Annotated in this window: 22 protein-coding genes and 1 pseudogene; 14 read left to right on the top strand and 9 right to left on the bottom strand. The window is 67.2% G+C overall.

Annotated elements, in window-relative coordinates; genetic code table 11:
- Positions 1-41: 41 nt before the first annotated feature.
- Positions 42-1184, bottom strand: coding sequence for a porin (locus tag H0X95_RS24330; protein WP_196446245.1), 1143 nt, complete (start codon positions 1182-1184; stop codon positions 42-44).
- A 340-nt stretch (positions 1185-1524) separates the two neighbouring features.
- Here H0X95_RS24330 and codA point away from each other — a divergent pair, with 340 nt between their 5' ends.
- The 3 genes from codA (at position 1525) to H0X95_RS24315 (ending at position 5791) form a co-directional block, all read left to right on the top strand.
- The gene (codA, locus tag H0X95_RS24325; RefSeq protein WP_196446244.1) at positions 1525-2760 is read left to right on the top strand and encodes a cytosine deaminase; all 1236 of its coding nucleotides are present in this window, start codon (positions 1525-1527) and stop codon (positions 2758-2760) included.
- A 164-nt stretch (positions 2761-2924) separates the two neighbouring features.
- Positions 2925-4250: a chloride channel protein gene (locus H0X95_RS24320; protein WP_196446243.1), complete on the top strand. Its 1326-nt coding sequence runs from the start codon at positions 2925-2927 to the stop codon at positions 4248-4250.
- Positions 4251-4468: 218 nt separating this feature from the next.
- Complete coding sequence (locus H0X95_RS24315; protein ID WP_012493319.1) at positions 4469-5791, top strand: TIGR00366 family protein; 1323 nt, start codon at positions 4469-4471, stop codon at positions 5789-5791.
- 64 nt (positions 5792-5855) lie between these two features.
- Here H0X95_RS24315 and H0X95_RS24310 read toward each other — a convergent pair whose 3' ends face one another.
- The 4 genes from H0X95_RS24310 to H0X95_RS24295 form a co-directional block, all read right to left on the bottom strand.
- On the bottom strand, positions 5856-7184 hold the full coding sequence (locus tag H0X95_RS24310) for an MFS transporter (protein ID WP_058903093.1): 1329 nt from the start codon (positions 7182-7184) through the stop codon (positions 5856-5858).
- Positions 7185-7407: 223 nt separating this feature from the next.
- Positions 7408-8340, bottom strand: a complete 933-nt coding sequence (locus H0X95_RS24305; RefSeq protein WP_006482842.1) for a 3-keto-5-aminohexanoate cleavage protein — start codon at positions 8338-8340, stop codon at positions 7408-7410.
- Between the two features lie 35 nt (positions 8341-8375).
- Positions 8376-9182, bottom strand: coding sequence for an SDR family oxidoreductase (locus H0X95_RS24300; RefSeq protein ID WP_006494903.1), 807 nt, complete (start codon positions 9180-9182; stop codon positions 8376-8378).
- A 73-nt stretch (positions 9183-9255) separates the two neighbouring features.
- Positions 9256-9966, bottom strand: coding sequence for a GntR family transcriptional regulator (locus H0X95_RS24295; RefSeq protein WP_006482853.1), 711 nt, complete (start codon positions 9964-9966; stop codon positions 9256-9258).
- Positions 9967-10159: 193 nt separating this feature from the next.
- Here H0X95_RS24295 and H0X95_RS36320 point away from each other — a divergent pair.
- From H0X95_RS36320 to H0X95_RS24285, 3 genes and pseudogenes are all read left to right on the top strand, one after another.
- A pseudogene (locus H0X95_RS36320) lies at positions 10160-10498 on the top strand (hypothetical protein); the annotation flags it as partial.
- A 122-nt stretch (positions 10499-10620) separates the two neighbouring features.
- Complete coding sequence (locus H0X95_RS36210) at positions 10621-10752, top strand: type VI secretion system amidase effector protein Tae4 (RefSeq protein ID WP_239068207.1); 132 nt, start codon at positions 10621-10623, stop codon at positions 10750-10752.
- Positions 10749-11201, top strand: coding sequence for a type VI secretion system amidase immunity protein Tai4 (locus H0X95_RS24285; protein ID WP_196446242.1), 453 nt, complete (start codon positions 10749-10751; stop codon positions 11199-11201). Before H0X95_RS36210 ends, H0X95_RS24285 begins: the two co-directional genes overlap by 4 nt.
- A gap of 54 nt (positions 11202-11255) precedes the next feature.
- Here H0X95_RS24285 and H0X95_RS24280 read toward each other — a convergent pair whose 3' ends face one another.
- A complete protein-coding gene (locus H0X95_RS24280; RefSeq protein WP_196446241.1) occupies positions 11256-12047 on the bottom strand; it encodes an IclR family transcriptional regulator in 792 nt (263 codons plus the stop codon).
- Positions 12048-12206: 159 nt separating this feature from the next.
- On the opposite strand from H0X95_RS24280, the gene H0X95_RS24275 reads away from it, so the two are divergent.
- The 5 genes from H0X95_RS24275 (at position 12207) to H0X95_RS24255 (ending at position 17274) form a co-directional block, all read left to right on the top strand.
- The gene (locus H0X95_RS24275; protein ID WP_006482855.1) at positions 12207-12983 is read left to right on the top strand and encodes an ABC transporter substrate-binding protein; all 777 of its coding nucleotides are present in this window, start codon (positions 12207-12209) and stop codon (positions 12981-12983) included.
- Positions 12984-13071: 88 nt separating this feature from the next.
- Complete coding sequence (locus H0X95_RS24270; RefSeq protein WP_196446240.1) at positions 13072-13728, top strand: amino acid ABC transporter permease; 657 nt, start codon at positions 13072-13074, stop codon at positions 13726-13728.
- Positions 13725-14480 (top strand): amino acid ABC transporter ATP-binding protein, encoded by a 756-nt coding sequence (locus tag H0X95_RS24265; RefSeq protein ID WP_196446239.1) that lies wholly within the window; start codon positions 13725-13727, stop codon positions 14478-14480. Before H0X95_RS24270 ends, H0X95_RS24265 begins: the two co-directional genes overlap by 4 nt.
- The gene (locus H0X95_RS24260; protein ID WP_034202367.1) at positions 14477-15787 is read left to right on the top strand and encodes an NAD(P)/FAD-dependent oxidoreductase; all 1311 of its coding nucleotides are present in this window, start codon (positions 14477-14479) and stop codon (positions 15785-15787) included. The genes H0X95_RS24265 and H0X95_RS24260 overlap by 4 nt, the downstream gene beginning before the upstream one ends.
- Before the next feature lie 218 nt (positions 15788-16005).
- Complete coding sequence (locus tag H0X95_RS24255; RefSeq protein WP_058903099.1) at positions 16006-17274, top strand: glycosyltransferase; 1269 nt, start codon at positions 16006-16008, stop codon at positions 17272-17274.
- Between the two features lie 53 nt (positions 17275-17327).
- Here the strand turns inward: H0X95_RS24255 and H0X95_RS24250 are convergent, their stop codons facing one another.
- A complete protein-coding gene (locus tag H0X95_RS24250) occupies positions 17328-18746 on the bottom strand; it encodes a cytochrome-c peroxidase (protein WP_059723420.1) in 1419 nt (472 codons plus the stop codon).
- Positions 18747-18841: 95 nt separating this feature from the next.
- Positions 18842-20515 (bottom strand): phospholipase C, encoded by a 1674-nt coding sequence (locus tag H0X95_RS24245; protein ID WP_006481710.1) that lies wholly within the window; start codon positions 20513-20515, stop codon positions 18842-18844.
- Between the two features lie 399 nt (positions 20516-20914).
- Here H0X95_RS24245 and H0X95_RS24240 point away from each other — a divergent pair, with 399 nt between their 5' ends.
- Positions 20915-21772 (top strand): EamA family transporter, encoded by an 858-nt coding sequence (locus H0X95_RS24240; protein ID WP_080322760.1) that lies wholly within the window; start codon positions 20915-20917, stop codon positions 21770-21772.
- 26 nt (positions 21773-21798) lie between these two features.
- Here the strand turns inward: H0X95_RS24240 and H0X95_RS24235 are convergent, their stop codons facing one another.
- A complete protein-coding gene (locus H0X95_RS24235; RefSeq protein WP_006479071.1) occupies positions 21799-22272 on the bottom strand; it encodes an Lrp/AsnC family transcriptional regulator in 474 nt (157 codons plus the stop codon).
- A gap of 319 nt (positions 22273-22591) precedes the next feature.
- On the opposite strand from H0X95_RS24235, the gene H0X95_RS24230 reads away from it, so the two are divergent.
- Complete coding sequence (locus H0X95_RS24230; protein ID WP_006494893.1) at positions 22592-23977, top strand: amino acid permease; 1386 nt, start codon at positions 22592-22594, stop codon at positions 23975-23977.
- Positions 23978-24023: 46 nt separating this feature from the next.
- Positions 24024-25226: an amino acid aminotransferase gene (locus H0X95_RS24225; RefSeq protein WP_059723422.1), complete on the top strand. Its 1203-nt coding sequence runs from the start codon at positions 24024-24026 to the stop codon at positions 25224-25226.
- Positions 25227-25345: the final 119 nt, after the last annotated feature.

The following is a 25345-nucleotide window of genomic DNA, read 5'->3' as shown; positions in this document are numbered from 1 at the left end:
ACACGGGCTCGGTACAGGCGGGCGACGTTGCGCGCTGCCGGTCAGAAGCGCGTGCGCATGCCGATCGTGCCGACGACCTGGTTCGCCGTGCTCGATGCGCCGCCCGACGTGTTGATGAACGCCTGGTAGCCGCGGCCGGACGCATGCTGGAACATCGCTTCCGCGTACAGGTCGGTGCGGCGCGACAGCTTGTACACGGCCTGCAGGTCGACCTGATGCCACTTCGGATCGGTGCCGTGCTTGCTGTCGGGATTCGACACGCTGGCGTCCGTGTACACATAGGCGGCGCCGAGGCTGACGGCCGGCGTGACCGCATAGCGCACGTTCACGTCGTAGTTGTTGAACGCGATCTGGCCGCTGGAGCCGAACGAGCCGGTGTTGTCGTACTGCGAGCGCGTGTAGACGAAGCCGACGGTCGCCGGCCCGAATACGTAGCTGACGCCGCCGCCGTAGGTGCGCATGCGGTCCGAGCCGATCGACCAGCCCCCCTGGTTCAGGCTCTTCGCCTCGGCCGAATCGGTCGCGCCGGGGCTCGCGCTCGTCGAGCCCTTCGTGCCTTTCATCTGCAGGTAGGCGCCGGCCAGCTTCAGCGGGCCGTTCGTGTAGCTCGCGGCCACGCTGTACGCGCGGTTGGCGCTGAAATTCGCCGAGTTGGAGAACGCGTACAGCGCGCCGACCTTGAAGCCCGCGATCGTGTCGCTCGTGTACTTGACCGCGTTGTTGATGCGCAGCGAGTGGTTCAGGTTGTCGTTGTCGAACGGATGCGCGAAGCCCGCATCGCCGAGATCGCCGGCCGTCGCGGACAGCGGCGCGACGAAGTCGACCATCGTGTCGTACTGGCGGCCGAGCGTCAGCGTGCCGTAGCCGGCGCGGCTCAGGCCGACATACGCGTGGCGGCCGAACAGCTTGCCGTCCTGGCCGAGCCCGCCGTTGTTCACGTTGAAGCCGTTCTCGAGCACGAACAGCGCCTTCAGGCCGCCGCCGAGATCCTCGGTGCCGCGCAGGCCGAAGCGGCTGCCGTTGATCGTGCCGGTCGCCATGCGCCACTGCGACGCGCCGTTCACGTTGTTGGTATAGGCGATGCCGGCGTCGATCAGGCCGTACAGCGTGACCGAGCTTTGCGCGTGGGCGAGCGGCGCGAACAGGGTGGCGGCGCACGCGCCGGCGATCATGGTTTTTTTCATCGGGAAGCTCCTGCGTGTGGGACTGGAAACCAAAGTTCGGCGCAAGTATAGGAATGCGCCGCACGCGCAAGGGCCTTGGGGCCGCGAGCGCACTGTTCCTGATCCGGCAAGAGTCCTTCACAAAACTGACACGCGGCGTCGCGCGCGCGTCGGGCCGGCGGTTCCTGCGTGACGGCCGGCATGCGGCTGCCGTCCCGCGCAGCCCGGCTGTCGCGTCGATGCAACATGCGCGGCAGGTGCGCGCGTCGCCGCTTTTCCTCCATACTGATTGCCCGGACCGCACGGTCGTCGACGCAGATCGCGCGGCCGTGTTCACGCATGCACGACAAGAGGCCTCCCCATGAACCTGTTCAACGTACGCCTGCGCGGCCGCGACGGCCTGTTCACGATCGGCATCGATGCCGGCAAGATCGCGCGCATCGACGCGCAATCCGCGCCGATCGCGTCGACGAACCCGGACCATATCGACGGCGGCGGCCGTCTCGCGATTCCGCCGCTCGTCGAGCCGCATATCCACCTCGATGCCGTGCTGACGGCCGGCGAGCCCGCGTGGAACATGAGCGGCACGCTGTTCGAGGGCATCGAGCGCTGGGCCGAGCGCAAGGCGACGATCACGCACGAGGACACCAAAACGCGCGCGCATGCGGCGATCGGCATGCTGCGCGACCACGGGATCCAGCACGTACGCACGCACGTCGACGTGACCGATCCGACGCTCGCCGCGCTGAAGGCGATGCTGGAAGTGAAGGACGAGGCGCGCGGGCTGATCGATCTGCAGATCGTCGCGTTCCCGCAGGAGGGCATCGAATCGTTCGACGGCGGCCGCGCGCTGATGGAGCGGGCGATCGAACTCGGCGCGGACGTCGTTGGCGGGATTCCGCATTTCGAGAACACGCGGGAGCAGGGCGTCAGCTCGATCCGCTTCCTGATGGACCTCGCGGAGCGCACGGGCTGCCTCGTCGACGTGCACTGCGACGAGACCGACGATCCGCATTCGCGCTTTCTCGAAGTGCTTGCCGAAGAGGCACGCGTGCGCGGCATGGGGGCACGCGTGACCGCGAGCCATACGACCGCGATGGGCTCGTACGACAACGCGTACTGCTCGAAGCTGTTCCGGCTGCTGAAACAGGCAGGGCTGAACTTCATCTCGTGCCCGACCGAGAGCATCCATCTGCAGGGCCGCTTCGACACGTTTCCGAAGCGGCGCGGCGTCACGCGCGTCGCGGAACTCGACCGTGCCGGCCTCAACGTGTGCTTCGGGCAGGATTCGATCAAGGATCCGTGGTATCCGCTCGGCAACGGCAACATCCTGCGCGTGCTCGACGCGGGCCTCCATATCTGCCACATGATGGGCTACCAGGACCTGCAGCGCTGCCTCGACTTCGTGACCGACCACAGCGCGACGGCGCTACACCTCGGCGACGGGTACGGCATCGCGGTCGGACGTCCGGCGAATCTCGTCGTGCTGGATGCGGACAGCGACTACGAAGCCGTGCGCCGGCAGGCGAAGGCCACGCTGTCGATGCGCCACGGGCAGGTCATCATGCGGCGCGAACCGGAGCGGATCACGTATTGACGAGGAGGCGGGCCATTCCGGCCCGCCGGACGCCGTGCATTCATAAAATGCATGAGTCGATTCGAAAAATACGTTTGTCTCATGAGAGGTGCAGGCCTACGATGCGGTGCTGACGACGGCGTGCGGGTTGCATGCCGTCTTTTCGATCCCCGTTCGCCGACCTTATGCGCCTCGATCTTCCGTCCCCTCCCGCGGCATCTTCGCCGACCGCCAGCCCGTTCGCGCGCGTGGCCGTCGTCACGGTCCTGACCGGTATCGGCGCGGGGCTCGGCGGCATGCTGCTCGCGTTGCTGCTGCATGCGATCCAGCACGTCGCGTACGGCTACAGCGTCGCGCACGTGATCGGCGCCAAGAGCTTCCTCAGTGGCGTGACCGGCGCCGAGCCGCTGCGCCGGTTGGCGGTCCTGGTCGTCTGCGGGATCGTCGCGGGCGGCGGCTGGTGGGCGCTTTACCGGTATGGCTGGCCGCTCGTCAGCATCCGCCGCGCGGTGCGCGCGGCCGATCCGCGGATGCCGTTCGTCAGCACGACGGTTCACGCGCTGCTGCAGATCGTCACCGTCGCGCTCGGCTCGCCGCTCGGCCGCGAAGTCGCGCCGCGCGAGATCGGTTCGCTGCTCGCCGGGCGGCTTGCCCATGCGGCGGGACTCACGCCCGACGACTGCCGGCTGATGGTCGCATGCGGCGCCGGCGCGGGGCTCGCGGCCGTCTACAACGTGCCGCTCGGCGGCGCGATCTTCGTGCTCGAGGTGCTGCTCGGCACGTTCGAACTGCGTGCGCTGGTCGTGGCGGTCGTGACGTCCGCGATCGCGGCGATCGTCGCGTGGCTCGGTCTCGGCAACGAACACCAGTACACGGTGCCGGCGTTCGTGCTGAGCACGCCGCTCGTCGCATGGTCGGTCGTCTGCGGGCCGCTGTTCGGCTTCGCCGCGTACGGGTTCGTGCGGCTCACCACCCGCGCGCGGGCGAACGCGCCGAAGGACTGGCGGCTGCCGGTGTTCGCGCTGCTCAACTTCGCGGTGATCGGCGTGCTGTCGATGCGGTTTCCGCAATTGCTCGGCAACGGCAAGGGGCCGGCGTCGCTGGGTTTCGACGGCACGCTGACGATCGGCCTCGCGGCGGCGCTGCTCGTGCTGAAGGTGCTGATCGAGGCCGGCAGCCTGCGGGCCGGCGCGGAGGGCGGGCTGCTGACGCCGGGTCTCGCGAACGGTGCGCTGCTCGGGGTCGTGCTCGGCGGGCTGTGGAGCGCCGTGTGGCCCGGCGCATCGCTCGGCGGATGCGCGCTGATCGGCGCGACCGCGTTTCTCGCCGCATCGATGCAGATGCCGGTCACGGCCGTCGTGCTGCTGCTCGAATTCACGCGTGCGAATCACGACAGCCTCGTGCCGATGCTGCTGGCGGTGGCGGGATCGCTCGTCGCGTATCGGTTCGCGCAGCGGCTCGCCGAGCGGCGGGTGACGGACGTGGCGACGCTGAGCGAGCCAGTGAAGTGACGACGGCGCGTTGACGCGCGGCGGCCATTACCCTCGAAGGCGGCGCGGATCGTGCCGCCTTTCTCCGTTTTTCCCCGTTTCCCTGTCCTGACACGACGCGATCGTGATTTTGCGCGCCGAAGCGCGTCCGCCGGTTCTGTGCAAGAATCCGCGCGTTTCCGCGCCTCAACCAACAACGATACGCGCGGATGTCCCTATCAGGAAACGAGGAGCTCAAGTTGATCCAGCGCATTTCCCGCTTCTTCACGCAGGTGGTCCACCGCGTGTTGCCCGACCCGTTGATTTTCGCGATCCTGCTGACGATCGTCACGTTCGCGCTCGCGTTCGGCCTCACGCCGAACACACCCGTGCAACTCACGACGATGTGGGGTTCGGGCTTCTGGAACCTGCTCGCGTTCTCGATGCAGATGGTCATGATCCTCGTCACCGGCCACGCGCTGGCGAGTTCGCCGCCCGTGCGGCGCCTGCTCGTCGCGCTCGCGAGCACCGCGCGCACGCCCGGCCAGGGCGTGATGCTCGTCGCGTTCGTCGGCGCGCTGGCCTGTGCGATCAACTGGGGCTTCGGGCTCGTGCTCGGCGCGATGCTGGCGCGCGAAGTCGCGCGCCGCGTGGCCGGCAGCGACTACCGGCTGCTCGTCGCGTCCGCCTACATGGGCTTCCTGAGCTGGCACGGCGGGCTGTCGGGTTCGATCCCGCTCGTCGCGGCGACGAAAGGCAATCCGATGGAAAAGACCATCGGCCTGATTCCGGTGTCCGACACGATCTTCACCGGCTACAACGCGTTCGTCACGATCGGGCTGATCGTGATGCTGCCGTTTCTCGCGCGAATGATGATGCCGAAGCCGGGCGACGTCGTCAGCGTCGATCCGGCGCTGCTCGCCGAGCCGCCGAGCGTCGAGCGCAAGCTCGGGCCCGACGCGACGTTCGCGGAGCGGATGGAGGAGAGCCGCGTGCTGTCGATGCTCGTCGCGGCGCTGTGCGCGGCGTTCCTCGTGCTGCGTTTCGCGCAGAAGGGCTTCGCGCTAGACATCGACACGGTGAACCTCGCGTTCCTCGCGGCCGGCATCCTGCTGCACCGGACGCCGATGGCCTATGCACGCGCGGTGGCCGGCGCGGCGCGCGGCGCGTCCGGGATCATGATCCAGTTCCCGTTCTACGCCGGCATCCAGGCGCTGATGGATCACTCGGGGCTCGCGGGCGTGATCACGAAGTGGTTCGTCGATATCGCGAACGTGCACACGTTCCCGCTGCTCGCATTCCTGAGCTCGGCCGTGATCAATTTCGCGGTGCCGTCGGGCGGCGGCCACTGGGTCGTGCAGGGGCCGTTCGTGATGCCGGCCGCGCAGGCGCTCGGCGCCGATCTCGGCAAGGCGGCCATGGCGATCGCGTACGGCGAGGCGTGGACCAACATGGCGCAGCCGTTCTGGGCGCTGCCCGCGCTGGCGATCGCGGGGCTCGGCGTACGCGACATCATGGGGTACTGCGTGACGACCCTGCTGTTCTCGGGCGTGGTGTTCGTCGCCGGGATGTATCTGTTCTGACGAAGTGAGACGAGAGGCGGGCGCGAGGCCCGCATCCTGTCCGCTGGATTTTTTCAGCCTGCCTTCAGCCGCGCGACCGCACGCCGGCGCGCTCGTGCCCGTGCCGCAAAGCGAGGCTCGCGAACGCTGCGATCACGAGCGCGGCCGCCAGCAGCGTCAACCCGTTCTTTGCATTGCCGGTCGCCTGTTCGATCGCGCCGACGACGGTCGGCCCGACGAAGCCGCCGAGCAACCCGCACGTATTCACGAGCCCGAGCCCGCCGGCCAGCGCGCTGCCCGCCAGCCGCGACGCCGGAAACGTGAACACGATCGACTGGACGACGAAGAACATCGACGCCGCCACGCACACGCAGAGCAGCCCCGCCAACGGCGACGCATGCGCGGCGCCGACCATCCCGGCCGCCATGACCACCAGCCCCGCGCACAGCATGCGGCGCGAATGACGCGATTCACGGGCGAAGCGCGGCAGCGTGCCGGCCCCGAGCGCGGCGGCGAGCCACGGCAGCGAAGTCAGCAACCCGACCGCGAACGGCGAGAGGCGCCCCGACGCACCGATGATGCCCGGCAGGAAAAAGATCACCGTGTAGATGGTCAACTGGTGGCAGAAGTACACGAAGATCGCGAGCCAGATCTGCGGATCGCGCAGCGCGGCGCCGAACGCATGGCCGCCGTGCGCGGCGACGCCCGCGTCCTGTTCGGCGGCCAGCTTGCGCTCGAGCGCGCGGCCGGTTTCCGGAGCGAGCCACGGCGCGGCGCTCGGCCGGTCCGGCAATCGCATCCATACGACGAACGCGAGCAGGATCGCCGGAATGCCTTCGACGACGAACAGCCATTGCCAGCCGTGGAAGCCGAGCGTGCCGTCGAGCTCGATCAGCGCGCCGGCCAGCGGCCCGCCGACGATGTTGGCGATGCACACGCCGAGCAGGAAATAGCCGGTGGCGCGCGCACGTTCCTCGCGGCCGAACCAGTACGTCAAATACAGCATCACGCCGGGAAACAGGCCGGCTTCGGCCACGCCGAGCAGCAGGCGCATCACGTAGAACGACGTTTCGCCGCTGACGAACGCCATCGCGACCGACAGCGCACCCCACGTGATCATGATCCGCGTGATCCAGAAGCGTGCGCCGACGCGATGCATGATCAGGTTGCTCGGGATCTCGAAGAGCGCGTAGGTCAGGAAAAACAACCCCGCGCCGAGTCCGTACGCGGCCGATGAGATGCCGAGATCGACGCCCATCGAGTGTTTGGCGAACGCGATGTTGGTGCGGTCGAGAAAGCTGATCACATACGCGGCGATCAGCAGCGGCATGAGTTTGCGGAACAGCAGCCGGTTCAGCGACGCGTTCGCGTCGCCGGCGGCGGACGACAGGGCCTGAGCGTGATGAGTGGACATGCGGACGACTCCGGTAAGGGCGAACCGGCGCGCACGGCAAGCACGGCGCGCCGCGTTCGGCAAATGCCGCTGCGGTGTGGGCAGCGGATGGGCAGACGACGGAGCCGCGCCGGCGGCGCTCGAACGGAGCGGGGCGATGAAGGGCGTCCTGGCGCCGGCCGGCTCGGGCCGGCGCCTTGTCACTGCGCTTGCGGATTCTGGTGTTGGGGTGGCGACCCGGCGATCAGAAATTCACCGCGTCGCCGCCCTTGAGCGCGAGCATCGCGCGCGCCTCGGCCGGCGTCGCGATCTCGAGCGACAGGCCTTCGAGCACCTGACGCATTTTCAGGACCTGCGCGGCACTCGATTCCGCGAGCTTGCCGGGCGCGATCCACAGCGAATCCTCGAGCCCGACGCGCACGTTCGCGCCTTGCGCGGCGCCGATCGTCGCGAGCGGAATCTGGTTGCGCCCGGCGCCGAGGATCGACCATACGTAATCGCTGCCGAACAGGCGGTCGGCCGTCCGGCGCATGTGCATCAGGTCCTCCGGATGCGCGCCGATCCCGCCGAGCAGGCCGAACACGCTCTGCACGAAGAACGGCGGTTTCGCGAGCCCGCGATCGACGAAGTGCGCGAGGTTGTACAGGTGCGAGATGTCGTAGCACTCGAATTCGAACCGCGTGCCGTTCGCGCCGCAGCGCGTGAGGATCGTCTCGATGTCGGCGAACGTGTTCTTGAAGACGAGATCGCGGCTTTTCTCGAGATGTTCGCGCTCCCACGGATGCTTCAGCTCGCGGAAGCGCTCGAGCATCGGGTACAGCCCGAAGTTCATCGAGCCCATGTTCAGCGACGCGACCTCGGGCTGGAAATGCAGCGCGGGCTGCAGCCGTTCGTCGACCGTCATGTGCGGGCTGCCGCCGGACGTGAGGTTGATCACGGCGTCGGTCTGTGCCTTGATGCGCGGCAGGAATTCGGCGAACACGGCCGGATCCTGCGTCGGTTTGCCGTCCGACGGGTTGCGTGCGTGCAGGTGCAGGATCGCCGCGCCGGCCTGCGCGGCCGCGACCGCGGCCGTTTCGATTTCGTGCGGCGTGACGGGCAGGTACGGCGACATCGACGGCGTATGGATCGCGCCGGTCGGCGCACAGGTGATGATGACTTTGCGAGCGTTTGCCACGGATGGATTCCTTTCGATGAACGATGCAGGAGGCGTCAGAGCACTTCGACGTTGCCGCAGACGGAGATCGCCTGCCCGGTGATTCCGTGCCCGCCCGGCGAGCACAGGAACAGCGCGGTCGCGGCGATCTCGGCCGGATCGGTCATGCGCCGCAGCGAGATCTTCTCGAGATAGCGCTGCTCCATTTCGTCGTAGCCGATGCCGAGCTGCTGCGCGCGCGCCTCGATCACGCGGCGCATCCGCGGGCCGCGCACGATGCCGGGCTGGATCGCGTTCACGCGGATGCCGAGCGGCCCGAGTTCGATCGCGAGGCTTTTCACGAGACCGACCACCGCCCATTTGGTGGCCGCATACGGCGTGCGGAACGCGTAGCCGAGCCGGCCGGCGACCGACGACAGCGCGATGATCGCGCCGCCGTGTTTCGACTCGCGCAGCAGCGGCACCGCGCGGCGCGCGAACTGGAATTGCGCGTTCAGGTTGATCGCGACGGTCTGCTCCCATTGCACGGGGTCGATTTCGTCGATGCCGCCGGTCGGGCCGGCGATCCCCGCGTTGTTGACCAGCACGTCGAGGCCGCCGAGCGTGGTCGACACGTCGGCGAACACGCGCTCGACGGCGGCCGGGTCGGATACGTCGGCCAGCGTCGCGCTGATCGCGCCGGCCGCGGCACGCGGCGGCCGGTCGGCGAGCGCCGCGATCGCGGCTTGCGATGCGTCGCACACGTGCACGCGCGCGCCGCATTCGGCGAACGCGTCGGCGATTTCGAGACCGATGCCCGATGCGCCGCCGGTCACGAGGACGCGCAGGCCGTCATAGGGTTTCAGCAGGTCGGAAGCTGTCATGCCGGGTTGTCTCCATCGTTGATGTTGTGGGATGACGGCCGCTTGGGTATCGGGCGGCCGTGGCAGGCGGTCGCTACGGCTTCGCGTTCACGGTCCGCGGTGTCTGTTCGGCGCGCAGCGTCTCGGCGAGGTCGTGCGCGGCGCCGCCGATGTCGAGCGCGATGCCGGCCCGCACGCCCGCGCCGTCGCGCCGCTCGAGCGCATCGACGATCGCGCGGTGCGCATCCATCGAGCGCCGCATGTGCGGGATGTCGAGCGCGACCATGTTGAGGAACGGGCCGACGCGCATCCACAGGTTCTCGACGATCGCGAGCGTGCTTTCGCTGGCGCCGTGCGCATAGATCGCGCTGTGGAACGCAAAATTGCTTTGCAGGTAGGCGCGCGAGCGGCCGGCCTCGGCGTGTGCCTGCATCGTCTCGCAGGTCTTGCGTACGGCCGCGATCTGCGCGTCGGTCATCCGTGCGCACGCGCGCTCGGCGATGCAGCCTTCGAGGGCGATCCGCACGTCGCGCAGTTCGTCGAGCATGTCGAGCGTCATCGGCGGGACGACGAGCGCCCGATTCGGGCCGTCGACCAGTGCGCGTTCGGCGCGCAGCCGCGTGAGCGCGGCACGCACCGGCATCGTCGACGAGCCGACCGCCTCGGCCACGCTGCGCAGGCTCAGCGCCTGGCCAGGCGCGAAGCGGCCGCTCATCAGCGCTTCGCGCAGTTGCTGGTAGACCTTGTCGGCCATCGTTTCCTGTTCGATGACCTTCAATGCGGGCGGGGCGATACGAGGCGGCAAGGCGGGCTCTCCTGGGTTTGATCTGCGATCTGTGATCACACTGACGATATGCGAAGTTTTGACGATCGGAGGAGCGGAGTCAAGGCGAACGGGATTGGGGAAAACGAGGGGGGCAATAGAAGAGGGGCGGCGTCCGGGAAGCTGGCGTCATTACAAAAAACTTTCAAATCACGCATCATGACGCCCTGATTCGATGGATTCGAAGGTTCCCGGAGCACATGAGCCGTCGCGAGTTTTCGATGCGTTTGCCCTCGAGTCGAATTCATCTCAACAACAAGGAGCCAAAGTGAAACGTCCATCATTTGCCGTTGCATGGGCGGCATCTCAGCGAATCTACGACCCGGCAAATTCCGGTGAGCGCGTTGCGAAAGTGATAGGTGGATACGTCGAGAAGAACGTCAACAATCCGAATCCGACAGAGCGATGGAGCAATACTTGCGCGGTGAGGATGAGTTATATCCTGGGTGAAGCCGGTATGGTGATACCGAGAATCCCCGAGCAAACGGTCTCGGGCAGAGACAATCGGCAATATTTTTTTCGTGTCCGGGACTTGATTCGTTTTCTCGAGCAACGCTGGGGGAAGGCTGAGGGCGTCAAATACCCGCCGTCGAACGGAGGGCTGCTTGCGGTCGGCAGGGCGTCATCCTGTTCGAGGTGTCGGGGTGGAGCGATGCACAGGGCCACGCCACGCTGTTCAATGGGCGGACGTGTTACGACCATTGTTACTTCAACGAACCGGGCGCGCGGTATCGTACCGATCGCGCAAATTTTTGGAGCCTGTCATGAGGGGAGTCCGGATCGCTGCCGCGTTGGCGTGCATCGCGTTTCAACCGACGATGGCCGTGGCGAAGGACGTCGCACAAACTTCGCCCGAGGCCGGCTCACGAACTTACCTCCAGAACTTCAAGGACATGGTGCTCGCGGAGTGCCTGGCTACCGCATACAAGCAGGCGCCCGGCGCGAGCAAGGACATCGGCAGCAGCATCAGCGCTTTGCGCGACTGGACCTACTACGACATGGAACGTGCGCCGGACGTCATTCGCGCGCTGGTCGCGAAGTATCTGGCTCGCGACTATCGGAGTCCGGGTGTCGAATCGGAAGTCGCGGATGTGAAGTTCGACTTCCTGAAGTGCGTCGATCTGTATCACGGCAAGGAACTGGACGCTGCAGCGAAGCAGCTCGTATCGCGTCCGGACCGTACCTATCGGACCGAGCATTCGCCGAAGCCGCGGTAGCGATCAAGCGCCGCTACGCAATGCACCGGCGCGCCGCATGCCATTTCGTCGACGCTATTCGAGCGTCCGAATCGAATTGCTGATCCCGCGCGCGCAGTCGATCACCGCCGGCGCGAGCTTGCGGCGCGCATCGTCGAACGTCCAGCGGCTCGTCGGCGCGACCACGTGCACGGCCGCGACCGGCTGCCCCTGGCTGCCGAGCACGGGCGCGGCGATCGACATGTCGCCGATGAACAGTTCTTCCTGGTTGGTCGCGTAGCCTGTGCGCCGCGCACTGTCGAGCAACGCGACGAGTTCGTCGAGCGCCGTGACCGTGCGCGGCGTATGCGGCGTGCGCACCATGTCGTCGAGCCGTGCACGCGCGTCGGCCGGCGGCAACGCGCTCAGGAACGCGCGCCCGCTGCCGGTGCAGTACATCGGGATACGGCTGCCGATCGGCATGTGGATCGGCACGAACTTGGTCGACACGAAACGCGCGACGTACACCATTTCGTCCTCGTCCGGCTCGGTGAGGTTGGTGGTTTCGCCGGTCAGGTTCGTGAGCTCGGACAGGAACGGATTCGCGACGTCGATCAGCGTATCGGCCGCGAGATAGTTGAAGCCGATCCGCATCACGTGCGGCGTGAGTTGGTAACGCCGCGTGACCGGATGCTTGCGGATGTAGCCGAGCTTCTCGAGCGTATAGACCATCCGCTGCGCCGAGCTTTTCGTCATCCCGGCCGCGTCGGCCACTTCCGCGAGCGTCATCGTGCGCCGCTTCGCGCTGAACGCGCGCAGCACGTTGAGCCCTTTTTCGAGCGACTGGTTGAACAGCAGGTCGTTTGACTGATCGGGCGACGTTTCCATGGCATGAGGCGGGATCGATTCGATATCGCATCATAGCGTATCGCATATCGATACTGAAAAATCTTTTTACGATATTTTTGATTCGTTTTAAGATCGAGCCATCGTCGCAGTGTCGATCAGCGACCGGCCGGCGCCCGGATTATTCGAGAAGGAGACACCATGGTTCCGTTCATCAAGCGGTTCGGCGCACTGGCCGCCGGTTTCGCCACCTGTATCGCACTCTCCACGGCCTCGGCGGGCGTCGTTGCGGCCGAGCCGACGCTGAAGGTCGGCGCGACCGCCACCGGCGTGCCGTTCACGTTTCTCGACGTCAAGAGCAATTCGATCCAGGGGATGATGGTCGATGCGATCACCGCGGCCGGGAAGTCGGCCGGGTTTCGCGTCGACGTGCAGCAGACCGTGTTCTCCGCGCTGATCCCGTCGCTCACCACGCAGAAGATCGACATCATCTCGGCCGCGATGCTGAAGACGCCGGCGCGCCAGCAGGTCGTCGATTTCTCCGACACCGTTTACACGTTCGGCGAAGGCCTGATCGTGAAGGCCGACGACCCCGGCCGCTATACGTCGATGGACGATTTCAAGGGGCAGGTGGTCGGCGCGCAGGTCGGCACGGCGTTCGTCGACGCGCTCAACAAGAAGGGCATCTTCAAGGAAGTGCGGACCTACGATTCGATCGCCGACATCATGCGCGACGTTGCGCTCGGGCGCATCAAGGCCGGCTTCGCCGACCAGCCGATCGTCGCGTACCAGATCGAGCACGGCGTCAATCGCCAGGTGCGGCTCGTGCCCGAATACCAGAGCGTGGTGAAGGGGCAGGTCTGCTTCATCGTGCGCAAGGGCGACACCGCGACGCTCGAACAGCTCAACGGCGCGATCCGCAAGATGAAGGGCGACGGCACGCTGCAGCAGATCCTGCAGAAGTGGCACATGAGCTGAGCGCCGGCGCCCGATTCCCGACCGGCATCGCCCGCGCGTCGCGGGCATCCACCGCGGCGCGCCGTCCCGACGTCGCATAGGAGACCTCATGTTTTTCCAGAATGCGATCGATTTTCTGCCGATCCTGCTGAAGGGCGCGGTGGTCACGATCGAGATCACCGCATGCGCGTTCGTGCTCAGCTCGGTGCTCGGGCTGATCCTCGCGCTGCTGAAGGTGTCGCGCAATCGGGCGGTATCGACCGCCGGCAGCACGATCGTCAACGTGATCCGCGGGCTGCCGATCATCGTGCAGCTGTTCTACATGTACTTCGTGCTGCCCGATCTCGGCGTCCAACTGTCGGCGTTCCAGGCCGGCGTGCTCGGGCTCGGCATCGCGTATTCGGCATACCAGGCCGAGAACTTCCGCACCGGCATCGAGGCGATCGACCGCGGCCAGATCGAAGCCGCGCACGCCATCGGCATGCGCGGCCCGATGATCATGCGGCGCGTGGTGCTGCCGCAGGCGTTTCGCATCGCGCTGCCGCCGTACGGCAACACGCTCGTGATGCTGCTGAAGGATTCGTCGGTCGCGTCGACGATCACCGTCGCGGAGATCACGCGCGCCGGCCAGCTGATCGCGTCGTCGACGTTCCAGAACATGAGCGTGTATACGCTCGTCGCGCTGCTGTATCTCGCGCTCGGCCTGCCGCTGATGTTCGGCGTGAACCGGCTCGGCAAGCGGCTCGCATTGAGGAGGGGCGCATGATCCGGATCGATTCGATACACAAGCGGTTTCAGCAGCACGCGGTGCTGAAGGGCGTGAGCCTCGACGTGCAGCAGGGTGAAGTCGTGTGCCTGATCGGGCCGTCCGGTTCCGGCAAGTCGACCGTGCTGCGCTGTATCAACGGCTTCGAGACCTACGACGAAGGGTCGATCACGATCGACGGCGTGAAGGTCGACGCGCATTCGAAGCGGATTCACGAGCTGCGGATGCGGGTCGGCATGGTGTTCCAGCGCTTCAACCTGTTTGCCCACCGCACGGCGCTCGAGAACGTGATGGAAGGGCCGGTGCACGTGCGGCGCGTGCCGGTCGTGCAGGCGCGCGAGCAGACCCGCGCGCTGCTCGACAAGGTCGGCCTCGCGCACCGGATGAATGCGTATCCGTCCGAGCTGTCGGGCGGGCAGCAGCAGCGCGTCGCGATCGCCCGCGCGCTCGCGATGGAGCCGCAGGCGATCCTGTTCGACGAGCCGACGTCGGCGCTCGACCCCGAACTCGTCGGCGAAGTGCTCGGCGTGATGCGCGGGCTCGCCCGCGACGGGATGACCATGGTGGTCGTCACGCACGAAATGGCGTTCGCGCGCGAAGTGGCCGATCGCGTGTGCTTCCTGCACGACGGCACGATCTGCGAAAGCGGACCGGCGCGCGACGTGCTCACGCAGCCGACTCATCCCCGCACGCAGGAATTCCTGCGTCGCCTGCTGGCGTCGGACGGCGCCGACAACCCGGATCGAACATGAGCGCAACGAACGCGGCACCCGGATGGCCCGATTCGCCGTGGCCGGATTCGCTGTGGGCGGCGACCGCCGCGCCGGCACCCGATACGCCCGCGCTCGACGCGTCCGTATCGTGCGACGTGGCGATCGTCGGCGCCGGCTTCACGGGCCTGTCGACCGCACTTCACCTGGCCGAACGCGGCGTGAACGTCCGCGTGATCGACGGCGCGCAGCCGGGCTGGGGCGCGTCCGGCCGTAACGGCGGGCAGGTGATTCCCGGGCTGAAATACGACCCCGACGAACTCGTTCGCCGGTTCGGCGACGCGGCCGGCGAGCAGCTTGCCGGTATCGTCGGCGGCGCGGCCGATACCGTGTTCGACCTGATCGCGCGGCACGCGATCGACTGCGATGCGCGTCGCCAAGGCTGGATCCAGCCCGCGCCGACCGCCGCGATGCTCGACACGGTCGCCCGCCGCGCGCAGCAGTGGGCCGCGCGCGGCGCGCCGGTCGAGGTGCTCGGCCGCGACGACGTCGCGCGACGGCTCGGCACGCCCGCGTATGCGGGTGGCTGGATCGATCGCCGCGCGGGCAGCGTGCAGCCGCTCAGCTATACGCGCGGCCTCGTGCGCGCCGCGCAGGCGAGCGGTGCGGTCGTGCACGGCTTGACCCGCGCCGTCGGGCTGACGCGTGTCGACGGCCGCTGGCAGGTCGCGACGTCCGGCGGCGCGACGCTGTCGGCCGCGCGCGTCGTGATCGCGACCAACGGCTACACGGATGGGCTATGGCCCGGCTTGCGCCAGTCGGTGATCGCCGCGAACAGTTTCATCGTCGCGACGCAACCGCTCGCGCCGGAACTCGGTCGCGACATCCTCGCCGGCGGCGAGGTCGCATCCGATGCGCGGCGCCTGCTGCTGTACTTTCGCCGCGATGCGGCCGGGCGACTGCTGATGGGCGGCCGCGGCCCGTTCGCCGAACCGCGCGCGCCGGGTGACTGGCGCCATCTGGAACGCGCGACGACGCTGTTGTATCCGCAACTGAAGGGCGTCCGGTTCGAATACCGCTGGGCCGGGCGCGTCGCGATCACCGCGGATTTTCTGCCGCACGTGCACGAGCCCGCACCGGGCGTGACGATCGCGCTCGGTTACAACGGCCGCGGCATCGCGATGGCGACGACGCTCGGCAAGCATCTGGCCGCGCATCTGTCGGGCGATGCGCAACTGCCGTTGCCGTTCCGCGTGTCGCCGATCCGGCCGATTCCGTTGCACGGGCTGCAGCGCTTCTATATCGCGGCCGGGGTCGCCTGGTATCGGTTGCTCGACAGCCTGTCCTGAGCAGGTGGGCGGTTGAACCGCGCATCGCGTGCTCCGACGTTTGCGCGAGATGCCGGCGGATGGCTTCGCAATCGGCGACTGTCGCCCCTACCTGATTCCGGCAATAGGGAAAAATCGACCGCGCCCCGTCCTTGCTTGGCTATTGGAATACCCTATGTTATAAAAGGCCGCGCCCAAATCAGGTGCATAGTCCAACAATAGACAACATAATAGAAATCATGGCCGACGCGGGGTATACCGAAAGTGCGGACACGCGTGTTCGCGTGTTGTTTCACGTAACCGATTTCGGGAACGGCGGGATCGAATCGTCTCTGATCCAGTGGCTGCGCATCCTCGATCGCAAGCGTTTCAGGGCCACATTGTCGGTCACGTACGCGTCGCCGATGCTGGCGCAGCGCTTTCGCGCCCTGATTCCGGATGACATTCCCATTGAAATCCTGGTGCGTCCGCAGTGGCTTCGCTATTTCCAGGACCGCCGCCACGCACGCAAGCTCGACAAAGTGGGCCGGATTGCTCGTGACCTTCACGGCGCGCTCGCGGTGCGTCCGTACATCGGGCGGCGTGTCGCCGAACTGGCGCGCGACGTAGACGTCATCGTCGACTACGACTTGTCGCTGCGGCGCCTTGCCGGCCGCTTCGGGGTGGCCTGGATCGGCGTCAACCACTTCAGCTTCGTCGCCCGGCTCGGCGGCCGCGGCCGGCGCATGCGCCGCCTGCTCGAGCAGTACAGCCGCTACGACAGTATTGCCGCATTGAACCCGCAGATGGGCGACGAAGCCGACCGGATGTTCGGCGACCGGCTGCAGCAAGTCACCGTCCTGCCCAACGCGATCGACATCGACGCCATTCGCGAGAACGCGACTGCCGCGCGTCCCCCGTTGCCAAGCGATGTGCCTTACATCGTCTCCGTCGCCCGGCTCGATGAACTCCAGAAAGATCACCGCACGTTGCTGCGCGCGTATGCGCAACTCGTCGCGCAGCGCGATTTGGCGGAGCATCTCGTGCTTGCCGGCGACGGCGCCCATCGCGACGAGCTCATGCGTCTCGCGCACGAGCTCGGCATCGGCGCGCGAGTGCATTTCATGGGGCAGATGGACAACCCGCATCCGCTGATGGCGGGCGCGTCGATCATGGTGCTGAGTTCGAAGAACGAAGGGATGCCGATGGTGCTGATCGAGGCACTCGCCCTCGGCAAGGCAATCGTATCGACGGATTGCCCGACCGGGCCGCGCGAGATTCTCGACCACGGCCGCGCGGGATTGCTGGTGGAAGTCGGGAATGTCGATGCGTTGGCCCGCGCGATGGCGCAATTGCTGACCGACGACCGACTGCGTGCCGACCTGGCCGCCCGGGCGTTCGAGCGGGCGGCACGCTTCGGCATTGCGGAAAGCAACCGGCGGCTCGATGCGTGCATCGAGGCGATTCGCGTGAAACGCGCAAGCCGGTGTCGGGCGCCATCGGGCGAGGGCATGCAGCGCGCCGGCTGACGGCCGATGTCCTGGCGGCGTGACGCGCCCCGCTTCGGCGGGGCGCGTGTCGTTTACCGCGCAGGCGGGTCGGTAAGCGTATTCAGGAACGCCTCGATATCCTTGATGTCCTGCGCGGTCATCGCGGGCTTGTCGCCGGGCTTGCGATCGAACGGCGCGTCGGTCACGTCCACGTTCGCGCGATATTTCGGCGGAATGTCGTCGTATTCGTCGACCTTGCCGTCCGCGCCGCGCGAGTAGAACTTCTGCGGCGAGATGCTGCGTTCGTTGTAGAACGCCATCACCTGATCGAGCGTGTGGAACACGCCGTTGTGGAAGAACACGTGGCGCGTCGCCGCGTTGCGCAGCGTCGGCGTCAGAAACATTCCGCAATACTGTGTCTGGTCCTTCAGGTCGTCGCGGAACGGCCCGCACACGCCGAGATCGTAGAACGCCGGATTGCGGTTCTGCGCGAGCGCCCGATTGCGCGGCGCGCCCAGCGCCTCGTACTGGTAATCGGTAAACATCGGCGGCAGCCCGTCCTTGCCGGGTTTCGACAAATGGCAGCCCGCGCAATTCGCCTTGTCCGGATCGTTGAACAGGCGCAGCCCGCGCAGTTCGGCCTGCGTCAGGCGGGCGCGGCCCTCGAGCCAGCGATCGTACTTGCTGTCGTACGGATGGAACGACGGATCCTCGACCTGATAGCGCGCGATCGCGAACATCGCTTCCGATACCGCGAGCTGCGGGCGGTCGAACACGCGCGCGCCGAATAACTGCTCCAGTTGCGCACGATGCGACGATTGCGCGAGCTTGTGCGCGACGTCGCCGACGCTCGCGTTCGCCATTTCGACCGGATTCAGCAGCGGGCCGAACGCCTGTTGCTGCAGCGTATCGGCGCGGCCGTCCCAGAACATCCCGCCCTGCGGCACGAGCTGCGGCGCGGCCGACGTGCCGGCCACCTTCTGCGCCTTGACGACGCCGGCCGCCGCCGCGGCCTGCTGCGCGACGCTCGGCGCGGCGTCGTTTTCGCCGGCGTCGGGGCCGATGCTGAAATTCGGCTGGCGGTACAGGTACATCAGCGACGGCGGTGGACGATAGCCCTGCTGCGTCATCGCGAGGCCGCCCGGCTGCACGTCGAGCGCATTCGGCGGGCCGTACGCGTGATCGGGGCTGTGACACGACGCGCACGACTGCTTGCCCGACGCCGACAGCGACGGATCGTGGAACAGTGCGCGCCCGAGCTCCGCGACCGCCGACAGCGGCTGCGCCGCGGGCCGCTGCAGCACGACCGGATGCGGGTTCGCGCCGGTCCAGTCGGCGACCACGGTGCCGATCGCCGCCGGCACCTGCGCGGGAAACGCGATCGCGAACGCGCCATAGCCGATCACGGCCGCGCCGAGCACGAACGCCGCGCGGCGCAGCAGGCGGGAAGGGGGGCGCGGCGCGGGCGTGCCGGCGGCATCGGGAGACGGAAATGCGGGGCGAGCTGTCATGCTGTCGGTCGAAAATCGGGCGTCGCGCGAAGCGGCGCGTTGAAACGGAAACGGCCGGCGCGTGACGCGCCGGCCTTGCGGTCATGCCGGCACGGTCAGATCGACGGTGCGGCGCTCAATACGGTGCCGAGCGTCGGGTCGAGATACAGCGGCGTCGTGTTCGGCTTCGACGTGAAGTCGAACAGGTTGCGCAGGTCGCCCGCCGTCGCATCGAACGAACCGCCGCCGATACGCTGGCCGCCGAGCCAGTTGTCCTCGATGAAGCGCACGACGGACGACTGGTCGAGCATCGTGTGATCGACGTAGTTCTGCTTCGCATACGGCGAGATCACGACCAGCGGGATGCGCACGCCCGGGCCGCAGCGGCCGTTCACGGTCGCGCCGTTCACGCCGGTGGTGCCGCCCGTGCCGCACTTGCCGGCGCCGTTGAGCTGATCGACCGGGTCCGACGATGCGCGCGTCGGCGCCGTGTACACGTGGTCGTACCAGCCGTCCGAGTCGTCATAGGTGACGATCACCGCGGTGTTCTGCCAGTCCGGCTGCTGCTGCAGGAAGTTGACGACCTTGGTCACGAACGCCTGCTCGTCGAGCGGATCCGAATAGCCCGCGTGGCCGTCCTGCGCGGCCGGCGCCTTCAGGTAGCTGACCGACGGGAAGTTGCCGGCCTTCACGGCGGCGAAGAAGTCGTCCGTGTCGTACTGGTGGTTCGCCGGTTCGGGAGTCTTGCCGTCGGTCTCGACGCTCGAACCGATCGCCGCGATCGAGCTCGGGCGCGTGTGCTGCGGGTTCGCGGTCGACGCGTAGTACTGGAACCAGTTGTGGTGCGGGATGTAGTCGGCCGTCGCGGCGTTCACGGCGGTGGCGACCGTGCTGCGCGCGCAGCCCGTCGTGCCGTTGCCGTTGGTCGTCGACAGGTTGAAGCCGCCCATGAAGCCGCCCCACGTGATGTTCGCGCCGTTCAGCAGGTCGCCGATGTTCTTGCCGGTCATCATCGCCTGGTCGGTCGGGCTGGAACACACGTCGAAGCCCGGGTCGACGTCGTTGATCATCGTGAAGCCGCCCTGGCCGTCATTGATGTAGTACGAGCTGGCGGCGAGCGTCGACGGCTGCTTCGACGTCTTGACGATCTGCATCCCGTTGGTCTGCCCCGACACGACGTTCAGCGCGCCCGGCGTCGACGGGCCGTACGACGTCGTGAACGTGTTGTCGCTCATCGCGAAGCGCTGCGCGTAGTTCCACAGCGCGGTCACCGTGTTGCCGTCGAAGTAGCCCATCACCTGGCCCTTCGTGCCGAACGCGCCGGCGCCGCCGGACGAGCCCTTGCCCGTGTACTTCGGGAACAGGTCCGCCAGACCGTTGTCCTCGGCCTGCTCTTCGGCCGTGTACGCGTGGTTCTGGTCGGCGGTCGCGGCCTGCGTGCGGTCGAGGCGGAACGGGTTCGCGGCGTCGGTGCCGTTGGCCGTGTTCGTGAAGTTCGGGTTCGCGGTCAGCAGCGTGCCCGTCAGGCCGTTCGGCGTCGGCGTGCCGGATTTCGCGGTGAACGCCGGTTCGCCCGACGGGTTCGTCGCGTTCGGGTAGGTGCCGAAGTAGTGGTCGAACGAGATGTTTTCGCCGTAGATCACGACGACGTGCTTGATCGGCGTGGCGGTCTGCAGCGCATCCTGCGACGACACGGCGGGCGTCGGCGTGGAATCGTCGCTGCCGCCGCAGGCGAACAGCGCCAGCGCTGCGGCTGCGCAGGCAGTGACGAGCAAGGCTTGACGGAACATCGGGAAACTCCAGGGTAAGGTCTTCGATGGTGGAGAACGGCCCCGTCGCCGTGTCGGTTCGGCGCGAAGCTCGTGAGGGAGCACGCGCATTGGACCAGCCGCGTATGAAGATATGGGGACGGAGTGATTTCGCGATGGTTGCGCTCCGGTATCGGTTTCATTACGACGCAGGGCGATGCGAAAGAGAACGGAAAGGGGCGGACCGTGTGCAATCTCCACGTCACATGCCGGCACGGGCGTGCTGCGGTGGCGGCATCCGGCGCGGGAGCGGAAGGGCGCGTGGCGGCCGGCTCACGTCCGGAGTCTCGTGCGTCGCTTTTTTGACAATCCGGTGACGCATTCATACGATGAACGGCTGCCGCGCACCGCGCGGCCTCCGACCGTCAGGGAGTGTTCAGCGTGCCGATCCCCGTTCTGTTTGCCGTTCTGTGCGCGGCGTTCCTGCACGCGTCATGGAATGCGCTGGTGCGCAGCAGCGGCGACCGGCTGCGCTCGGCCACGGTGCTGCAGATCGCGATCGGGCTGTTCGCGCTGCTGTTCCTGCCGGCCGCCGCGCCGATCACGCCGACGAGCTGGCTGTGCGTCGTCGCGTCGGCCGTGATCCACGTCGTCTATACGCTGCTGCTCGTCCGCGCGTACGAACACGGCGACCTGACCGTCGCATACCCGGTCGCGCGCGGCACGGCGCCGCTGCTCGTCACGCTCGGCGCGGCGGCGTTCGCCGGCGAGCGCCTGAACTTCGGTGCGCAAGGCGGGCTCGTGCTGATCTGCGCGGGGATCATGGCGATCGGGCTGGAGCGCGGACGCGGCGACCGACACCGGATGACGCAGGTGCTGCCGACGGCGTTCGCGACCGGCGTGTCGATCGCCGCGTACAGCGTGGTCGACGGGATCGGTGTGCGCGAGAGCGGCAGCACGGTTGGCTATACCGCGTGGATGTTCGTGCTGACGGGCGCGCTGATGGCCGGGTACTACCGGCTACGGGCGGGACCGTTGCGGTTGACGCAGGATGTCGGCGAAACCGCGAAGGCCGCCTGCGGCGGCGTATTCGCGGCGCTCGCGTACGGCATCGTGATCTGGGCGATGGATCGCGCGCCGATGGGGCCGGTGTCGGCGCTGCGGGAGATGAGCGTGGTGTTCGCGGCACTGATCGCGCGCGTGTATCTCGGCGAGCGGCTGACGCCGCGCCGGGCGGCCGGTTGCGTGGTGATCGCGGCGGGGGCGTTGTTGATCAGTGCGTTCGAGGCGGTGGGGTAAAGGATCACCCCGATGCGCCGGGCGTGTCAGCTTTCCACCGGCATCGCACTCGTACACTTGATCTCGTCGAGGCACACGCTCGAATGCACGCCGCTCACGCCGGGAATGCGCATCAGCGTTTCGAGCAGGAACGTCGACAGTCCCTTCAGATCGTGCGCGACGACTTTCAGCACATAGTCGATGTCGCCCGTCACCGAGAAACACTCCTGGATCTGCGCGAGATCCGACACGAGTTTCTGGAACTTCGACAGATCGCGGATATGTCCGCGCTCCATCGTCACGTGCACGAACGCGGTGACGCCGAAGCCGAGCGTATCGGGGCAGAGCCGGGTTTCGTAACGGCGGATCGCGCCGATCTCCTCCAGCCGGCGGTGGCGTCGCAAGGTCTGCGCGGGCGACAGGCCGACGGCCTTCGCCAGGTCGAGGTTCGACGCGCGGCCGTTCTCCTGCAACACCGACAGCAAGTGGCGATCGATGCGATCGAGAACCGGTTCAGGCATTTTTGTTTCCTCATCTGTCTCCCGGATGCAATCTTATCTCATAATGTAGGGTTTGCATGAGCGGGTTACGCAACCCGATTTCGCCGTCGCGACGCTAAACTGACGCCGGATTTTCGTGTGCGGCCGCAGCAATGCGGCGCGGGCGACGAGTCGGCGGCGGGGCTGGCCGGCACGCCGACGCGGATCGACTGCCGGCACGCGAAGATTGCAGTCCCCAACCCGGCGGCTCCACGAACGGCCGCCGGCACAGCAAAACAGCGCCCGGCACACCGAGGCGCGCCGCACCGCTCCAGGCGGAAGCGGACAGAGTGGAGAAGACATGGTTTCTGGAAACGAGAGCGACGGCCTGAAGCGCGGGCTGAAGAACCGGCACATCCAGCTGATTGCGCTCGGCGGCGCGCTCGGCACGGGGCTGTTTCTCGGCATCGCGCAGACGATCAAGATGGCCGGCCCGTCCGTGCTGCTCGGCTACGCGGTAGCCGGCGTCGTGGCGTTCTTCATCATGCGCCAGCTCGGCGAGATGGTCGTCGACGAGCCCGTCGCGGGGTCGTTCAGCTATTTCGCGAACAAGTACTTCGGCCACTTCACGGGCTTCTTGTCCGGCTGGAACTACTGGGTGCTGTACATCCTCGTCAGCATGGCCGAACTGTCGGCCGTCGGGATCTACGTGCAGTACTGGTGGCCGGGCGTGCCGACCTGGGTGTCGGCGCTCGTGTTCTTCGTCGCGATCAACCTGATCAACCTGACCAGCGTGAAGTCGTACGGCGAGACGGAATTCTGGTTCTCGATCATCAAGGTCGCCGCGATCGTCGGGATGATCGGCTTCGGCGGCTGGCTGCTCGCGAGCGGCCACGCCGGACCGGAAGCCACCGTCCGGAACCTGTGGCAGCACGGCGGCTTCTTCCCGAACGGCGTGTCGGGCCTCGTGATGTCGATGGCCGCGATCATGTTCTCGTTCGGCGGGCTCGAGCTGGTCGGCATCACCGCGGCCGAGGCCGACGATCCGAAGCGCAGCATCCCGCGCGCGACCAACCAGGTCATCTACCGCATCCTGATTTTCTACATCGGCGCGCTGGCCGTGCTGCTGTCGCTGTATCCGTGGGAGAAGGTCGTCAGCGGCGGCAGCCCGTTCGTGCTGATCTTCCACGCGCTCAGCAGCAACCTGGTCGCGAACGTGCTGAACGTCGTCGTGCTGACGGCCGCGCTGTCGGTCTACAACAGCGGCGTGTACTGCAACAGCCGGATGCTGTTCGGCCTCGCGCAGCAGGGCAACGCGCCGAAGGTGCTGTGCTCGGTGAACAAGCGCGGCATCCCGCTCGCGGCGCTCGGCGCATCGGCGCTCGCGACCGGCGTGTGCGTGCTGGTCAACTACTTCATGCCGGGCAAGGCGTTCGAGGTGCTGATGGGCCTCGTCGTGTCGGCGCTGATCATCAACTGGGCGATGATCAGCCTGATCCACCTGAAGTTCCGCCAGGCCAAGCGCGCTGCCGGGGAGGAGACTTCCTTCCGCAGTCTGGGCTATCCTTTCACGAATTACCTGTGCCTGGCATTCATGGCCGGCATTCTCGTCGTGATGTACCTGACGCCGGATCTCCGCCTGTCGGTGTACCTGATCCCGGTATGGCTCGCGGTGCTCGCGGTCGGGTATCGCTTCCGTCAGAAGAATGCCGGCTTTGCGGTGCATGATGGCGTCTCCGCACGCTGACGCAGGCCACGACCGACCATTCTTCCAAACGAGACCGACTCAAGCCATGTTCGAACACATCGACGCGTACCCGGGCGACCCGATCCTGACGCTCAACGAGAACTTCCAGAAAGATCCGCGCGACCAGAAGGTCAACCTGAGCATCGGGATCTATTTCGACGCCGAAGGCCGGATTCCGGTGATGGGCGCGGTGCGCGAAGCCGAGGCCGCGCTGCAGCGCGACAGCGGCCCGAAGCCGTACCTGCCGATGATCGGCCTGGCCGCGTATCGCGACGCCGTGCAGTCGCTGGTGTTCGGCGCCGATCATCCGGCCCGCGCGGCCGGCCGCATCGCGACGCTGCAGACGCTCGGCGGCTCGGGCGCGCTGAAGGTCGGCGCCGATTTCCTGAAGCGCTATTTTCCGGATTCGCAAGTGTGGCTGAGCGACCCGAGCTGGGAAAACCATCGCTTCATCTTCGAGCGCGCCGGCTTCACGGTGAACACGTATCCGTACTACGACGAGGCGACGGGCGGCCTGAAGTTCGACGCGATGCTCGCGGCGATCGACGCGCTGCCGGCGCGCAGCATCGTGCTGCTGCACGCGTGCTGCCACAACCCGACCGGCGTCGACCTCGACGAAGGCCAGTGGGAGAAGCTGATCGACGTGATCGAGGCGCGCGGGCTGCTGCCGTTCGTCGACATGGCGTACCAGGGCTTCGGCGCGGGCCTCGACGCGGATGCGTTCGCGGTGCGCGAGCTGGCCCGCCGCGGCGTGCCGACGCTCGTCGCGAACTCGTTCTCGAAGAACTTCTCGCTGTATGGCGAGCGCGTGGGCGGGTTGAGCGTCGTCTGCGAAGACGCGGCCGCGGCCGAGCGCGTGCTCGGCCAGCTGGCCGGCGCCGTGCGCTCGAACTACAGCAATCCGCAGACCTACGGCGCGAAGGTCGTCGCGGCCGTGCTCGGCACGCCGGCGCTGCGCAAGCAGTGGGAAGAGGAACTGGCGGCGATGTGCCGCCGCATCGCGCGGATGCGCCAGTCGATCCACGACGGCCTGCGCGACCACGTGAGCGGCGAAGCGCTCACGCGCTACGTGAAGCAGCGCGGGATGTTCACGTACACGGGCCTGACCGAATCGCAGGTCGACGCGCTGCGCGAGGTGCACGGCGTGTACATCCTGCGCTCGGGCCGGATGTGCGTGGCGGGGCTGAACGACTCGAACGTCGGCATCGTCGCGGACGCGATCGGCAAGGTGCTGAAGAGCGGCGTCTGACCGCGGCGCCGCGGCGCGCCAGGATGCACAACCGGCTGTGTCCCGTCACGGGAGCAGCCGGTTTTTTGTTGGGCGTCGATCATGTGCGGTGCCCGGCTGACGCACGGGCAGGCACGGCG

The sequence above is a fragment of the Burkholderia sp. 9779_493 genome, from assembly GCF_015712215.1.
In the GTDB taxonomy this organism is placed as follows: Bacteria; Pseudomonadota; Gammaproteobacteria; order Burkholderiales; family Burkholderiaceae; genus Burkholderia; species Burkholderia cenocepacia.
The sequence above is the reverse complement of the archived record's forward strand: the minus strand, read 5'-3'. Positions and strand labels throughout refer to the sequence as shown.